Source organism: Sphingobacterium haloxyli, from assembly GCF_002980525.1.
GTDB classification, from domain to species: Bacteria; Bacteroidota; Bacteroidia; order Sphingobacteriales; family Sphingobacteriaceae; genus Sphingobacterium; species Sphingobacterium haloxyli.
Genome location: NZ_PVBQ01000003.1, coordinates 299323 through 315477, shown reverse-complemented (window position 1 = coordinate 315477; position 16155 = coordinate 299323). Strand labels below are relative to the sequence as shown.

At 42.5% G+C, this 16155-nt stretch carries 15 protein-coding genes; 5 read left to right on the top strand and 10 right to left on the bottom strand.

All coding sequences use genetic code 11. From position 1 onward, the window contains the following. The first annotated feature begins 10 nt into the window (after window positions 1–10). Together C5745_RS05205 and C5745_RS05200 are read left to right on the top strand one after the other, a co-directional pair. Complete coding sequence (locus C5745_RS05205) at window positions 11–1324, top strand: NAD(P)/FAD-dependent oxidoreductase (RefSeq protein WP_105715918.1); 1314 nt, start codon at window positions 11–13, stop codon at window positions 1322–1324. Between the two features lie 6 nt (window positions 1325–1330). Then, complete coding sequence (locus tag C5745_RS05200) at window positions 1331–3001, top strand: DNA polymerase/3'-5' exonuclease PolX (protein ID WP_105715917.1); 1671 nt, start codon at window positions 1331–1333, stop codon at window positions 2999–3001. A 30-nt stretch (window positions 3002–3031) separates the two neighbouring features. Here C5745_RS05200 and C5745_RS05195 read toward each other — a convergent pair whose 3' ends face one another. From C5745_RS05195 to C5745_RS05180, 4 genes are all read right to left on the bottom strand, one after another. Next, window positions 3032–3838, bottom strand: a complete 807-nt coding sequence (locus C5745_RS05195; protein WP_105715916.1) for a M48 family metallopeptidase — start codon at window positions 3836–3838, stop codon at window positions 3032–3034. 77 nt (window positions 3839–3915) lie between these two features. Beyond that, entirely contained in the window at window positions 3916–4563 is a 648-nt protein-coding gene (gene plsY / locus C5745_RS05190; RefSeq protein ID WP_105715915.1) for a glycerol-3-phosphate 1-O-acyltransferase PlsY, read from the bottom strand. A gap of 27 nt (window positions 4564–4590) precedes the next feature. Beyond that, window positions 4591–5445 carry a carboxylating nicotinate-nucleotide diphosphorylase gene (nadC, locus tag C5745_RS05185; RefSeq protein WP_105715914.1) on the bottom strand — a complete coding sequence of 285 codons (855 nt, stop codon included), beginning with the start codon at window positions 5443–5445 and terminating at the stop codon, window positions 4591–4593. Between the two features lie 80 nt (window positions 5446–5525). Beyond that, window positions 5526–5933: a DUF4783 domain-containing protein gene (locus C5745_RS05180; RefSeq protein ID WP_105715913.1), complete on the bottom strand. Its 408-nt coding sequence runs from the start codon at window positions 5931–5933 to the stop codon at window positions 5526–5528. A 113-nt stretch (window positions 5934–6046) separates the two neighbouring features. On the opposite strand from C5745_RS05180, the gene gpmI reads away from it, so the two are divergent. Continuing rightward, window positions 6047–7582, top strand: a complete 1536-nt coding sequence (gene gpmI / locus C5745_RS05175; protein ID WP_243403252.1) for a 2,3-bisphosphoglycerate-independent phosphoglycerate mutase — start codon at window positions 6047–6049, stop codon at window positions 7580–7582. After that, entirely contained in the window at window positions 7569–8162 is a 594-nt protein-coding gene (locus C5745_RS05170) for a hypothetical protein (RefSeq protein WP_105715911.1), read from the top strand. The genes gpmI and C5745_RS05170 overlap by 14 nt, the downstream gene beginning before the upstream one ends. On the opposite strand, the gene C5745_RS05165 is transcribed toward C5745_RS05170, so the two are convergent. Genes C5745_RS05165 through C5745_RS05150 form a run of 4 tightly spaced genes read right to left on the bottom strand, consistent with a single transcriptional unit; the run spans window position 8122 to window position 12238 of the window. Continuing rightward, window positions 8122–8655 carry an adenine phosphoribosyltransferase gene (locus C5745_RS05165; RefSeq protein ID WP_105715910.1) on the bottom strand — a complete coding sequence of 178 codons (534 nt, stop codon included), beginning with the start codon at window positions 8653–8655 and terminating at the stop codon, window positions 8122–8124. The genes C5745_RS05170 and C5745_RS05165 overlap by 41 nt on opposite strands. 5 nt (window positions 8656–8660) lie before the next feature. Beyond that, a complete protein-coding gene (locus C5745_RS05160) occupies window positions 8661–9554 on the bottom strand; it encodes a ComEA family DNA-binding protein (RefSeq protein WP_105715909.1) in 894 nt (297 codons plus the stop codon). A gap of 7 nt (window positions 9555–9561) precedes the next feature. Beyond that, entirely contained in the window at window positions 9562–10875 is a 1314-nt protein-coding gene (locus tag C5745_RS05155; protein WP_105715908.1) for an efflux RND transporter periplasmic adaptor subunit, read from the bottom strand. Between the two features lie 10 nt (window positions 10876–10885). Further along, window positions 10886–12238 (bottom strand): TolC family protein, encoded by a 1353-nt coding sequence (locus C5745_RS05150; RefSeq protein WP_105715907.1) that lies wholly within the window; start codon window positions 12236–12238, stop codon window positions 10886–10888. 59 nt (window positions 12239–12297) lie between these two features. On the opposite strand from C5745_RS05150, the gene C5745_RS05145 reads away from it, so the two are divergent. Beyond that, window positions 12298–12906, top strand: coding sequence for a polysaccharide deacetylase family protein (locus tag C5745_RS05145; RefSeq protein WP_105715906.1), 609 nt, complete (start codon window positions 12298–12300; stop codon window positions 12904–12906). A gap of 91 nt (window positions 12907–12997) precedes the next feature. Here C5745_RS05145 and C5745_RS05140 read toward each other — a convergent pair whose 3' ends face one another. Further along, entirely contained in the window at window positions 12998–13822 is an 825-nt protein-coding gene (locus C5745_RS05140) for a DUF4249 domain-containing protein (RefSeq protein ID WP_165793021.1), read from the bottom strand. A 5-nt stretch (window positions 13823–13827) separates the two neighbouring features. Beyond that, window positions 13828–16152, bottom strand: a complete 2325-nt coding sequence (locus tag C5745_RS05135; protein ID WP_105715904.1) for a TonB-dependent receptor — start codon at window positions 16150–16152, stop codon at window positions 13828–13830. Window positions 16153–16155 lie beyond the last annotated feature (3 nt).

Here is a 16155-nt window from a genome sequence, read left to right as displayed (position 1 = left end):
TTAGTTTATCATGTTATTAAATCGTTCTGAAAGAAGCTTTCCGAGAGTAATTATCATCGGAGGCGGTTTTGGTGGTGTCGAGGTCGCCAGAAGCTTAAAAGATAAAGAAGTTGAAGTATTATTGATCGACAGAAATAACTTCCACACTTTTCAGCCGCTGATGTACCAAGTAGCTACTGGAACATTAGCAGCGGATGCCATTTCTTTTCCTATCCGTAAAATGTTCAAATCGCAGCAGAACTTTCGATTTAGAATGGCTGACGTTACCGAAATCGATCATGCACAAAAGATTGTCAAAACATCGGTCGGCGACTATGATTACGATTATCTGGTTATTGCGACCGGCGCGACGTCCAATTTCTTCGGTAATAAGCAGGTCGAGAAATATGCATTGCCCATGAAGAGCATTCATGAAGCTTTAAATATCCGAAGCTATGTATTGCAAAATCTAGAGGAAGCCGTACTACGCAAAAACTACCACGACCGGGAGCGCTTTCTTAATTTTGTCGTCGTGGGAGGTGGCCCTACAGGTGTAGAACTTTCTGGAGCCATTGCAGAAATTCAACTCCACATGCTAAAAAAAGATTATCCAGAACTTTCCAAAAATGAGATGAAAGTATACCTTGTCGAAGGTACTGGAAAAATCTTAGCGGCGTTATCTGAAAAATCGTCACAGGACGCCGAACGCTACTTGCGAGATCTTGGTGTGAATGTATTACTCAACGCGCAGGTAACGGGTTACGATGGCAACACCATTACATTTTCCAATGGGGAAAGTATCCCAACCAAAACAGTGATTTGGGGAGCTGGTGTAATGGGGCAATTTCCGACAGGAATACGTCCAGAAATTATTCAGCGCGGGAACCGCATTCAAACAGATGGGCAATGTCGTGTCAGCGGGATGGAAAACGTCTATGCTATCGGCGACGTCGCGGCAATGATTACGGAAGACACCCCCAGAGGGCTTCCAGGTGTAGCGCCCGCCGCACAACAACAAGGTGCCTATGTAGCCAAACACATCCTAAAACAGATGAATAATGAACAAACCACTGATTTTAAATATTTCGACAAAGGTTCTATGGCGACCATTGGAAGAAATAAGGCCGTGGTCGATATGGGGCGCTTCCACATGAAAGGTTTTTTAGCTTGGCTCACTTGGATGTTTGTCCATCTCGTTTCCATTTTTGGATTTAGGAACAAATTAGTGACCTTTGTTAACTGGACGATTAAATTTTTTACCAAAAACAGCGGTATCCGCCTGATCATCAATAAATACAAACGACCAGACGTAGAAAAGGAAACAGAAGTCGAATATCACTCTTAAATAATTATGGAAAACAAGGCCATAGCCAAAATTTTTAAGTTATACAGTCAACTCATGGAGCTGTTCAACGAAAACCCGTTTCGAACAAAAGCTATGGCCTCTGCCTCGTTCAAGATTGATAAGTTGCCTTTTCCAGCGACGGGTGCCACGATAGACCAGCTCAGTACACAACCAGGTATTGGCAAAAGCACGGCGGAAAGAATTATGTTGATTCTAGAGTCGGGTTCATTCCCCGAACTGGACGACCTTATTGCACAGACCCCGCCAGGCGTTATGGCCATGCTCACAATAAAGGGTCTTGGGCCGAAAAAAATCCGGTCTATCTGGAAAGACCTTGGTATTGAATCGATTGGAGAGCTTCTTTATGCCTGCAACGAAAACCGATTAATGGAAGCCAAAGGGTTCGGCTTGAAAACGCAGGAAGAAATTCGCAAATCCATAGAGTTTTCCAACGCAAATCAAGGATTATTCTTGTATGCGAAAGTCGAGAAGATTGCGGCAATCCTGCTTGGAAATCTTGTCAGCCATTTTCCCGAGAAACAGCATGCTTTTACGGGAGAAATTAGACGAAAATGTGAAATCATTGCATCCGTCGATATATTGACAACCTGTAGCATTTCAGAAATACGGTCTTTTTTGGCAGAGACACCGGTATACACGACCGAAGAATACGAAGATACTGCTATTCAGTTAACCGATGAACTAGGTGTCCGCTACCGTATACAATCTACCCCCGAGGAACGTTTTGCTATCGATTTGTTGCTCACGACAGGAAGTGAAATACACATAAAAGAGCTGCAAGCCATCCAGGCAGACATACCCGAACTCGCGTCCGAGGAAGCCATTTACGAAGCGCTTGGATTATCCTATATCGAACCCGAACTAAGAGAAGGTTCAGGAGAAATCAATTGGGCGAAAAACGGCGAACTACCTGAGCTTATCACGTATGCCGACCTAAAAGGCACATTGCACAATCACTCAACCTATAGCGACGGTGTGCATTCGCTAGAACAGATGGCAACGTACTGCAAAGATGAACTTGGGCTGAGCTACTTCGGCATCTGTGACCATTCTAAGACAGCGGTTTATGCGAGTGGTCTTCCTATAGAACGCGTAAAAGAGCAATGGATAGAAATTGAACGGTTAAACCATAAATTAGCGCCCTTTCGAATTTTCAGGGGAATAGAATCGGATATTCTCTCCGACGGCAGTCTGGATTACCCAGACGATATCCTTGCAAAATTCGATTTCGTGGTCGCTTCTATCCATAGCAATTTGCGTATGGACGAAGAAAAAGCTACCCAACGTTTGATTACCGCGATTGAAAATCCGTATACCACTATTCTCGGGCACCCCACAGGTCGTTTGTTGCTCAGCCGACCCGGCTACCCGATCGATTACAAAAAGGTAATAGACGCCTGTGCGGCGAATCAAGTAGTTATTGAAATAAATGCTAATCCACTAAGGTTAGACTTAGACTGGCGTTGGCAAAGATATGCGCTGGAAAAAGGTGTATTGCTATCCATCAATCCTGATGCTCACCGTACCGAAGGTCTAACCGACATGCAATATGGCGTATACGTAGCAAGAAAGGGTGGACTATCTCCAAGGCGCTGTCTTAATGCGTTTACTCTTGAAGAGATTGAACAGTATTTCGTTCAGAGGAAGAAAAGATAAAAAAGAAAAGGCCCGCAGGCCTTTTCTTTTTTATCTTTTGTAATATTGCATCGCTTGTGGGATCAGCTTCTGAATATCAGCGACCCGTCTAGCGTCACTAGGGTGTGTACTCAAAAATTCCGGTTGCGCATTGGCTTTAGATTTCGCATTAGCCATACGTTCCCAAAAAGATACCGCATGTTGTGGGTTATACCCTGCCATCGCCATAAACATCAAACCGAGCTGATCCGCTTCCGATTCGTTACTACGCGAATATTTCAGTAATGCCAGTTGGCCTCCGATACCATAAGCGTTGTTGACCAAGCCCTGTACAATAGAGCTCTTTCCCGAAGTCGCAACGCCTAGCACCTGTGCGCCAACCTGCAAGGCGTATTGGTTAGACATCTGCTCCATCGAGTGACGAGCAATCGCATGTGCAATCTCATGTCCCATTACTGTCGCTAAACCATCTTCATTTGCTGTAAATGGTAAAATCCCTGTATATATAGCCACTTTACCTCCCGGCATACACCATGCGTTCACGTCAGAACTCTGCACCAAATTAAACTCCCAATTAAAGTTAAATTGATTTGACAGGCCTTCAGCTTGAAGATACTGATTTACAGCAGAAGCAATCCTATTACCGACTTTTTTCACCAACGTCGCGTTCGAGGTCCCAGTCACTACTTTTGTATTGGGATTGCCCAGAAACTCCTTATAGGCTACGGCAGCTTGTTGCTGTATCTGATCATCACTAACAAGTGACAACTGCTTCCTACCCGACAACGGCACAGTAGAGCACGCTGCCATAATCGCCACCATCGCGATCAGAAAGGTATGTTTAATAATCGTTTTCATAATAATTCAAGTTTGTCTACAAACGTAACAGATAAATATAAAGTGATACAAATCTTATGCCTAAAAGCTTAACAACCCTACATCTTCTTTTTCCTAAACAGATAAATCTTGGACTCGTGGCCTTTCAATAGTCTTTCAATATTCTTTTGATGCGTAACCAATATCAAGGCACAGATAGCTATACCGTATAATAACACGGCTGGAACCGATGTATGGAAAATAAATGCGATACTAAATGGAAAGGTAAACCCTGCCAATATGGAACTAAGCGACACATAATGTGTGATAATCAACGTCAACAAAAAGACACTTACGCAACATAACGCCGCTTCTGGATGAATAGCAATAACCATCCCGAATAGAGTTGCGACTCCTTTGCCACCTCGAAAACCAGCGAAAATGGGAAAAAGATGTCCCAGCACGGCAATAACCCCCAGTGCCAATTGGAAATTAACGAACTGTACAGAGCTTGGTATACCAACAACCGTGGAATCTAAGAGATAAGGTAAATTGGTAGCGGTCCAACCTTTAAAGATATCGACAAACATGACAATCGACCCTGCCCTTTTACCCAGCACCCGAAAGGTGTTTGTTGCTCCGGCATTTCCACTTCCATATTCCCGCACGTCTACTCCATAGAAAGCCTCACCAAACCATACCGCCGATGGAATGGAACCAAACAGATAAGCTAAGATAACTATGCCTATTAGATAAATCGAAATCATATATTAATTTAAGCTTCCTAAAGATAATTATACAATTTTAGCTTTTAAGCTTAAATCCAAACTTTTTACAGAGTGCGTTAATGCACCCACCGAAATATAATCTACTCCAGCCAGCGCATAATCGCGAATCGTTTCTAATGTAATACCGCCAGATGCTTCCGTCACCAACCGGCCATTCACTAGCTGTACGGCCTTCTCTACCTCCTCCGGTGTAAAATTATCAAACATTACGCGGTCTACATGTTCATTAGCCAATACCTCTTCGAGTTCTTGAAAACTCCGAACTTCTATTTCGATAGGGATAGACAATCCTTTGGTGGTTAGATAAGTTTGAGCTCGCGTCAACGCATTGGAAATACCCCCAGCATAATCAACATGGTTATCCTTGATGAGAATCATATCATACAGCCCAAAGCGATGGTTGGCGCCACCTCCAATACGCACGGCTTCCTTTTCTAAAAAACGTAATAGTGGTGTTGTTTTTCGTGTATCCAATACCTTACATTTTGTTCCAGCCAACTGTTTAGCATAGTGATTGGTCCGTGTAGCGATTCCGGACATGCGTTGCATCACATTCAGCACCAACCGTTCCGCTTTTAAGATACTGTGTACATTACCCTGAACAAAAAAAGCTATATCTCCCACCTTTATTTCCACACCGTCGTCCAACGTCACATCAATCTTTAAATTCGGATCTATAATATGAAAGATATCCTTTGCCACCGCGACTCCCGCAAGAATACCGGTATCTTTTACAAGCAGTTTTGCTTCTCCCAATACATTTTCTTGAATAGTGGATAAAGAAGTATAGTCGCCATTCCCTACATCTTCCTGCAGTGCTAACGCCACAAACTGCTCCAGTTTACTCAACTCAACTGCCATTTATTCGAATTAAATTAATAAGCGAAGATGACAAAAATATATTTTATTATAAAATCCTAGATCAATTTTTAAGCTTATCTTTACTCAATTCGAACCTCAGCGACCTTAAACTCCTTATTGTTAGACTGTACAAACTTTATAAATACCCGATAGTTTTTTGAGTTCGTTTTCAATGAAAAAACAGCGAACGCGGCTGTTGAATTATTAGCACGCTGTACTTCTTTCAATCCATCCACTTTATTCGTTCGGAAAAAATCATGCAGTAGTAACTCTGCCTGAAATTTAGTAAAGGCTCCCTCATCTCGTTTAACGGAAAGATGGACACTGTTGTCAAAGATTTTCGCCAACTTCTTTGCGTCACCCGCCTTCAGAGCCATTGATGCGCTTTTGACCGCCTCGTCAAAGGAGGTAGTCATTGCTAATACCGATACACCGATCAGACAGCAGAACGCCAGAAAAGCGCATCTTCGCATCACTTTATATATCATATATCCTGATTTATATTTCTGATCGAGAATATGCTAAAACTATGCCAATTCGTGATGATGATTTTTTATAGCAAGGTATTGGCGAATGCAAAGCATTTTATATAAGTTTGTATGTGGGTAATTTAAAAAACAAAAGAGTAGCACTACTAATCTTAGATGGTTTAGGCTACGGAAAAGACGATAATTCAAATGCTGTACGTGCAGCCAAAACTCCATTTTTAGATCATTTATTAGCGACTTATCCAACTTCACGATTAGAAGCTTCTGGCGAAGCCGTCGGGCTTCCAGAAGGACAAATGGGAAACTCGGAAGTAGGTCATATGAATCTCGGCGGTGGTCGTACTGTATATCAAGAACTTGGCCGTATAAATAAGGCTGCAAAAGACGGAGAGTTCAACGCTAACCCTGCCATCCAAGAGGCTTTTGAGTATGCCAAAGCACACCAGAAAAAGGTTCATTTTATTGGACTGTTATCCGATGGTGGTGTGCACGCCCATACTGAACATTTGAAAGCACTTTGTGACGCCGCACAGCAGACCGGACTTCAACAAGACCAAGTATTTATCCATGCTTTTATGGACGGCCGTGATACCGATCCCAATGGCGGACTCGGTTATATCGAAGATTTACAGAATCACCTAGCTCATTCAACAGGAACTATTGCAAGCGCGATAGGACGCTATTATGCCATGGACAGAGATAACCGATGGGAACGGGTCAAGGAAACTTACGATTTGTTAACAAAAGGAACGGGCAAACCTACCACGAATATAAAACAAGCAGTAAAGCAATCTTACGACGATGGAATTACCGATGAGTTCATCAAACCCATTGTGGTGACAGATGCGGACGGACGGCCCGTAGCGACTATTCAGGAAGGCGATGTTGTATTTTGTTATAATTTCCGTACTGACCGAGGTCGTGAGATTACCATAGCTTTGACGCAGGAAGCTTTTCCAAAATACGACATGCATCCCCTGTCATTATATTATGTAACCATGACTTCCTACGACGAGACATTCAAAAATGTACACGTTGTGTTCCAGAAAGAGAATTTAACGAATACACTCGGAGAGGTATTAAGCCGTCAAAACAAGACCCAGGTTCGTATCGCTGAAACAGAGAAGTATCCACACGTCACTTTTTTCTTTTCGGGGGGACGTGAAGAAGAATTTCCCGGCGAACGCCGATTGCTCATCCCTTCGCCAAAAGTGGCGACCTATGATCTCCAACCAGAAATGAGTGCTGAAGGTATTACCACCGCAATTTGCAATGATATAGCAGAAAATCAACCGGATTTCATATGTTTAAATTTTGCTAACCCTGACATGGTGGGACATACAGGCGTTTTTAATGCTGTCGTAAAGGCGGTCGAAACCGTAGATTCCTGCACTAAAAAAGTCGTGGAAACGGGATTAGAACACGGCTATTCCTTCATTATATTGGCCGATCATGGGAACGCTGAGTTTATGGTCAATAAAGACGGCTCAGTAAATACAGCACATACCACCAACCTTGTACCTTGTATCCTGATAGACAAAGACTTCCAGAAAATAAAAGATGGAAAACTGGGCGACATAGCTCCTACAGTGTTAAAACTATTAAGCCTTGACATCCCAGCAGATATGAGTGGTAATGTATTGGTATAAAACAAAAAACACATGGTGCAGCGCAATAACGGCGGTAGTCGTTAGTGCGCTGTACATATCGTGCAACTCCAGTCCAAAAGACAAAAAAATAACAAGAGAAACGTATTTCGATATTCCCGGATATTTTAAGACGGAAATAGCACAATTGACCCAAGAGAAACCTTTTTTAGAAAAAACGGTTGTTAAGGACAGCTTATCCGAAACCAAAGAAATACAAATCACGGATTGGGCAAATGAGCTGTCTAGTTTTGCCTCAATTGATTTAAACAAGCCTGCTTATGCCGGCATGTTAAAAAAAGATAGCACAGCTAACAGCGTAAAAATAATTTCCTCAGATCCAAAAGTTGATATCGTTTTTGTTGAAATAATTTATGGAGACAATGGAGAACCTGCTACATTTCGTATACAACGAAATATTCAAAATTCGTTATACGACACACGCGAAACACTTCACTATACCAAGAATAAAGGATACAGCTTGGAAAAGCATCAATCCGTTTTAATCCTTGGAGATAAATACTATTACATCGAGGGGATATTTAAGCATCAAACCGAGCTAGAGAAATTATCCGGTCACTGAAGCGTGTTAAACGCCCTTCGCTCTGAAGGAAGTCCAAACTAATGATAAACGCGTACCCAATGATATCTGCTCCCAGTTTTTCCAATAGTTTGGAAGCCGCCACGACCGTTCCACCTGTAGCGAGCAAATCGTCATGAATCAACACCTTACTTCCCGGGGCAAGCGCATCTTCATGCACTTCAATAGTCGCTTGTCCATATTCTAATTTATAAGATTCCGATATCGTGTTAAAAGGCAACTTGCCCTGTTTCCGGATAGGAATAAAAGGGACATCTAATCTGTTGGCCAAGAGCATACCAAACAAGAAACCGCGGCTCTCTACTCCGGCGATAGCGTCAATTTCAATTCCTTGCAGATAGTTGACCAACTGGTCGACAATCTCTCCACAGAGCTGTTGATCCTTTAAAATCGGCGTAATATCTTTGAATACAATTCCTGGTTTCGGAAAATCGGGAATATCCCGAATCACGGATTTAAGGCGTTCTTCTAGCATGCTCGTTAATTAAATTCCAAATAAGGTGCAATTTTACGTAAAAAATCGTCATTTAAAGCATACATCTTTTCTAAATCATCCAACGACGCAAAAGCACCGTGCTGCTCGCGGTACCGTACAATATGCGTAGCCTCTTTGCGAGAGATATAAGGATGTTGCGTCAATCTCTCTACAGACAAGTGATTTATGGCCCACTTGCTAATAGGGTTATCTCCCAACGTCAAAGAAGATTCCATCTTCACGAATTGCTCTTCAGAAATACCATATACCTCTTTTACCTGGTCAATACTATGAAAACCACCCAATGCATCACGAAATTTTACAATACGCGCAGCGAGTACCGAACCAATACCATGAATCTTCTTCAACGCAGTGGTGTCCGCTATCGATAAGTCAAGCACTATTTTCGCGTTCGAAGGTTTGGTCCTTCCATTGGGTGAAGAAGCTACCTTCGGCGGTGGCGTAGAAACTGTCTCGGGCAAGGTAATATACGGCGCTATCCGCCTAAAGTCTTCTTCGGAAATGACATAAATTTTAGCGACATCCGCTTTTGTTCGGAATCGCCCACCTTTAGCTTCATAATTTTTAATAACTTTTATTTGCTTTTCGGTAAATCCTAACATTTTCCATTTTTCCGCAGCTAAGTTATTAGGATTGAAAGGAAAAGGCGGTTTCTCTGCTTCCGTAAGAGGTCCGCGGTTTCCTTCCTCATTCGCCCCAAGCATATTTCGCTCTTCCTCCACTAGGGAAGAAAGCAGGAAAATATCGTCCCTCGTATTGCTAACATAAAAACTATATATAAAAGGGGTAGCCGCCATCAGCACAATAAGAATCGACAGCACAAGAAAACCTCTGCGTTCGTTCTCGCTCATCCCGAAAAAGAGAGCCAATTTCTTCATTCTATCTTTAGTTCAGGGCGCTCGCCTCGACCTCCTTCACTCGTGTACCATCCTGCAAAATCTTGGAAATCGCATTGAAAGGCCTAGACACCACCTTGTCGCCAGCTTTTAGTCCCGATTTAACAATAATGTTATTATCATCTTGGATACCAGTCGTCACCTCCTTCATATCTACCACGTCTCCATTCAGTACAAATACATATTCCTTTATGCCAGCATTGTCTGTAGAATCCGCGTCATTGATATTTTCTCGCACCGTCACTGCCTGAATGGGTACAACGAGACCTTTGTCCGATTTTGTATGAACCTGCACCGTTGCAGATAATCCGGGCTTAAAAGGAGAGGCGTTTTTATTATCTTCATCTATCAAGTCTTCATAAGAAGCGGCCTCAATACGTACTTTCACACTGAAATTCGTTACTTGTTCGGCAGTCGCTGCTACCGTTTCAGAACCCGCAGAAGTAGAAGAACTTGAAATTTCGGTTACCACCCCCTTAAACTTACGTCCTTGGAAAGCGTCTACTTCTATCGTAGCGTCGTTACCCACCCTTACTCGGTTAATATCATTTTCGTTTACTTCCACATTCACTTCCATGGTGGACATATTGGCGATACGCATAATTTCCGTCCCTGCCATCTGCGCTGTACCCACCACGCGCTCGCCGAGTTCTATTGACAACAAAGAAACCACACCATCCGCTGGTGCATATATTGTTGTCCGGGACAAGCTATTCCCTGCTTCCTGCAATTGCGCCTGCGATTGATTCACCCCGAATCTGGAGGCTTCCACCTGCTGACGTTGAGATTCCACAGTAGCGCGTGCGACCTCATAGTCGGCCCTTGCTTTGTCCATCTCCGACGCAGATATCACTTTTTTGTTGAAAAGCTCTAAACTTCGGTTATAGATGGCTTCCGCGTTGATCAAGCTCGCTTCTTGTTGCTTTAACATCTGCTGTGCAGCAGCAAGGTTGGCCTTTTGTTGGCTAACCATCGCCACAACTTGATCGTAGCTGGATTGTAACAAGTCCGGTTTTACACGGCATAATACATCTCCTTTTTTTACAACCTGCCCTTCTCGGACATTCAGTTCTATTATCTCGCCCGAAACCTCCGAGCTCAATTTTACTTCGAATTCCGGTTGCACCTTCCCACTCGCCGAAACAAGTTCCGAGATGGTTTTCTCTCCCACCTCATCTACTGCAACCTGTTGCACTCCCCCATCACCAAACCAGCCGAACTTACTTCCTATTACAACCAGTATCAAAATTACTACTGCAGAGATGACCAATATTTTAGGTAGGTTGCTCTTTTTCTTTGCCATGAAGATATAGTTAAAAAGTTATAGGGTTTCCGATATAATAGTCAATGACCTTTCCGCGAAATACCATTTCGTATTTGCGACGAATCATTTCAAATTCTGCACTATTCATATTTGTCTGAGCAGTGAACATTTCCATGGAATTAGCCATGCCCACGTCATAACGTTCCTTAATCGTTTCAAAAGCGACTTTAGATGTATTAAAAGCTACCTGAGACGCGAAATATTGCCGGTTGGCAGATCTCAAATCTAAAATAGCCTGCGCAATAGTTTTTTCCAGATTCCGGCGCGCCAGTGCCTCCTCATTCTCTGCTTGCAAATAGCCTATCTTTGCTTTATTTACGGCCACCTTAGTCCTGTTGTTGTTAAAAATAGGGATCTGTAATGAAAGGCCGCCGCGAAACGATTTATTCTCATTAACTTGATCGAAAAATCGAATTTGTTCCTGCGTGATCATATCATAAGCCCGAGATGAATAATTTGTTCCATATCCCGCGGATAGATTTAATGTAGGGTAATAAGCACCTTTGGCAATGTCAATATTTTTTAAAGCCAACTCCTTATAATAACTCGCCTGTTCGATCGCCGGCTGAGACAACAACGCTTTTCTAAACACATCATCGAAAGAAGTAACCGCATACTCTGCCATAATATCCGCTATACTAGGTTTTTCTAAACCAAACGTCGTATCCGGAGATAGTTCCATGAGCTGTTTTAAATTGAGTAACGAAAGTTCATAAGCATTCTCCGACGACATAATATTCAATTCGTCTGTCGCCACCTGGTTTTCTGCCTGTGCCAAATCTGCCAACGTTTTGTTTCCCACCTGAAATTGTATGCTGTCCTGTCGTAGTTGCTCCCGCGAAAGCCTAACTTGCTGCTGAGCTGCCTCATACAGCTCCCCGTTTGTAATGGCCTCCAAATAGTTTGTTACCACAGATAGGACCAAATCGTTTTTGACTTTTTCAACTTCTGTCGCATCGATAGTAAGCTGAATTTTATTCGCTTTGATTTGATTGATTTTTTGAAAACCTTGAAATATAGCGATACTCGAGGATAACTGCGCCCCAGCATTTGTTGTCCAAAAATTTCCACGAATCAGCTGACCAGAGGTCTGATCAAACGTCAGACCATAATTATAAGCATTATCAGCACCGACACTTAAATTTGGATACAATTCCGATTTCGATTGATAAAGGTCCTGCTCGCTTATTTGATACCCGAATTCTGCTTGCTTAATTTGTAGATTGCGTTCGAGCGTCGTCTCAATAGCCTCTTGTAATGTTACTTGCGCATATCCGCCGGGAGCCCCTATAATGAACAATATGAAAAATAATACAATATAATAGGATATTTTTTTTGTCATTTGATTAATTAAGCATAAAATGATTTTTAAAATTGGGACAAATTTCTGATATTATCAACATGTATTTTGTAACCGCACCTTTTTTTTTAAGATGGTACTATCCAAAAGTAACATTCAATAAGTCGCGAAAAGAACAGAAGGTCTATTTGACATTCGATGACGGGCCAATTCCCGAGGTTACACCTTTTATATTGGATACACTCGCTGCACACCACATCAAAGCCACTTTTTTTTGCGTAGGCGATAATATTGAGAAAAACAGGTTAATTTACGAACGCATCCTCGCAGACGGGCACCAAATCGGCAATCATACCTACAATCATTTACGGGGTTGGGATACCGAGGACAACATATACTTAGATAATATCGAAAAATGCCAACAATTAACAGGAACAACCTTATTTCGTCCGCCTTATGCCAGAGCAAAAAAGTCGCAGCTAAATGTATTGCACAAAAAATACGAAGTGGTCTTTTGGGATGTCCTCTCCGGAGATTTCGATGAGCAGCTAAGTCCCCAAAAGTGCTATCAGAATGTAATTCGCCACGTGAAAAATGGTTCCATTATCGTTTTTCACGACAATATCAAAGCATTACCCCGCCTATCATATGCACTGCCTAAAGTAATCACCTATCTTCAAGAAAAAGGTTATGGTTTTGGCATATTGTAGTTCGTCTTACCAAAAATGCATATGCAATTTGATAAAAACGGATATGCATTTTAGCAGAAATGCATATGCAATTTTTAAACACAGCGGTAACTTACCGCAACATGCTATCATCAAGACCATCCCAATCGAAATTCATATCCATAATTTGCAATTGAAATTCTTGCGCTGAGGCCACAGAAAAATAACCCAAGGCATTATTAGAAATATTAGACGTCGGGTTCCCCGGGGCTGCGGAACCGGGATTCGTACTTTGATATTCATTCCAATAATCAAAGACCTTTTCGTCTATGCAATAGCGTCTCACCGTAATAACATCCCCCGGTTTCAATTCCGTATCCAAATCAGAAACCTGGTGGGTAACGTACAACCCATCATTGAATTTATCTTGAAACACGGAAGAGAAACGGAAGCCAATATCATTAATGGAAACGTCATAACGATAATAGTTCCGCTCATTAGGGGGGTCGTTAAACTTAAATGTTGCGAAATAATAACTATCTCCAAAAATACTTTCCTCAATAATACCCGTGGAATCTACTGCTACCGCGGGCGGCATATAGCAAGAAGATAGAAAGCGTTCCCCATCGACTTCCACGTATAAACCATAAACTTGCTCCGGTACCGGTGTGAAATTCATCGCGACATAGCTCCCCCCCTCTTCATGCTGGAAATCATGATGATTTCCTTTACTGTCTACCACAAGTACATGCGCATTCGTTACGCCCAGCGAGTTAACCGGGTCATTAAAAGCAACGGTTTTAGACACCCTTATACGTTGGGTAGATTGTAAATCAGAGAGATTCGCTTCGATTACTACCCGCGGATCCGCATCATTCAAGTTAATATCAATTTTTTCTTCGCATGCCACGAAAAACAAAAAGATCCATACGATATAAATATAACGTCTAGCACTCATAATAATCAGAATTTGAAATTCCATGTTACCGATGGAATGATACCGAACAGCGCTATTTTATAAGCCTCTGTTATATTCGTATTGCTTTCGTTCTCCCGAAAGTCGATGATGTATGCATTCCGCCGATTATACGCGTTATATACACCAAATGTCCAACTGGATTGGAAACGCTTCTTTGAAGGTAGCGGTTCATACGTCGCCGAAAAATCCAATCGATGATAATTGGGCATCCTGTAACCATTTCTTTCTGTATAATAGAACATCGTTTTGCCATCAACCTCATATTTTCCACTTGGAAAAGTCACTGCGTTACCCGTCTGGTAGACGAAGGTCGCTCCAAGCGTCCATTTTTTCGACAGCTCATACATTCCTACCACAGAAACGTCATGCGTTCGATCCTGACGGGCTCTAAACCACTGCCCACCATCAATCTCATCAAACTTTCGTTCGCTTTTTGCCAGCGTATAACTTACCCAACCATTCAGCCGCCCCGTGTTCTTTCGAAGATATGCTTCCAAACCATAAGCTCGTCCAACGCCGTACAATAGATCTCCTTCTAAATACTGGTTTGCCTGTAAATCTGCTCCGTTCCGGAAATCTATCTGGTTGTCCATATGCTTATAATAGGTTTCTAAGGAGAATTCGTAACGGTTGTTCCTGAAATTTCGGAAGTACCCGATCGCGATCTGGTCAGCGATTTGGGGTTTGATATTCAGACTGCTTACCACGTATTGATCCGTCGGCAAACTCGACGTCGTATTCGTTAACTGATGTAGGTTCTGCGCTATACGATTATACGATGCTTTGATACTATGCCGCTCACTTAGCAAAAAACTGGCTGAAAAACGAGGTTCGATATTTAAGTAATGCTTAGCCACAGCACCCTTTCCATAATACTGTTCTCCTAGAGGCTCGCCGTCTTCGTCATAAGCGTAAAAAGTTCCCGGCCCCATTACCATAAAATCCGTAAGACGCACACCATACAGCAAAGATAGCCAATCAGCCGGCTTCCAGGTGTGCGAAACGTAGGCTGCCAGCTCTATTCCTTGGCGGTTATCTACATTCACATCATTAACCGATGTATTTTCTCCCGCTGTTATACTCGCCGGATAAATGGACTGTTGCAAGACGTGCGCACCAAAACGCCAAGTGCTTACTGGATTTTGATAGTATGAAAAGTCCTGTTTTAAATTCCAGTTACGAATTTTCGATGCAATGCCAAAATCAGTATCATCGCTCGACACCTGCACACGATAGTTAAAATCACTGTAAATCAACGACGTGTTACTAAACAATTTATCACTAAAAATACGGTTCCATCGCACCGTCGCCGTCGCATTACCCCAATCAAAATTAAAAAGATCAGAATACCCTAAGTCATCTTTGCCAAAATATCCAGATAGATAAAGTGTATTTTTATCGTTAAAACGGAAATTGAGTTTTGCGTTTAGATCATAAAAGTAAAGCTTGCTTTTATTGACATCTTCATCGTTCGAAAGCTTTAAAAACATATCCGCGTAAGTGCGGCGTCCGCTGATCATAAACGAACTCTTGTCCTTAACCAAAGGCCCTTCCACTTTTAGACGAGAAGCGATCAAACCTACTCCTCCCTCAGTTACAAACTTCTTTTGGTTGCCATCCATCATAGCGATGTCTAAAACAGACGAAATGCGGCCGCCAAACTGCGCCGGAATCCCTCCTTTATATAATTGCACATCCTTAATGGCATCAGAATTGAATGTCGAGAAAAAGCCCAGCAAATGAGAAGCGTTGTAAACAGTAGCCTCGTCGAGCAAAATAAGATTTTGATCACCACCACCACCACGAACATAAAAATTAGAAGACCCTTCGCCCCCGCTTTGTACGCCGGGTAATAATTGTATAGTCTTCAACAAGTCCTTTTCGCCAAAAACAACCGGTACATTCTTCACCTCTTCCATGGTGAAGTTGAGTACCCCCATCTGCGGATTCGTTACGTTATCGTCTTTCCTTTTTGCCGATACCACTACCTCCTCGAGTTCATTTTCCGTTTTGCGGAGATTTGTGTGCAATCTCCTATTGGCGTCAAGTTCGATCTCTTCGACATAAGTCTGGTATCCTACGTAGCTAAAGATCACCCGATGCCTTCCTGCTGGTAGTGTCAAGGAGTAAAATCCATAAGCATTGGTACTAACGGCTTGTTGACCGGTATTAGTGTCAATTGCTACGACAGCTCCTATTAGCGTTTCGCCCGATTCACCATCCCGTACTGTTCCACTTAGCACAACCTGCTGCGCAAATACCGGAACACAACCTAGTAACAAGAAAATGGTCACCCACACATTGTTCATCTA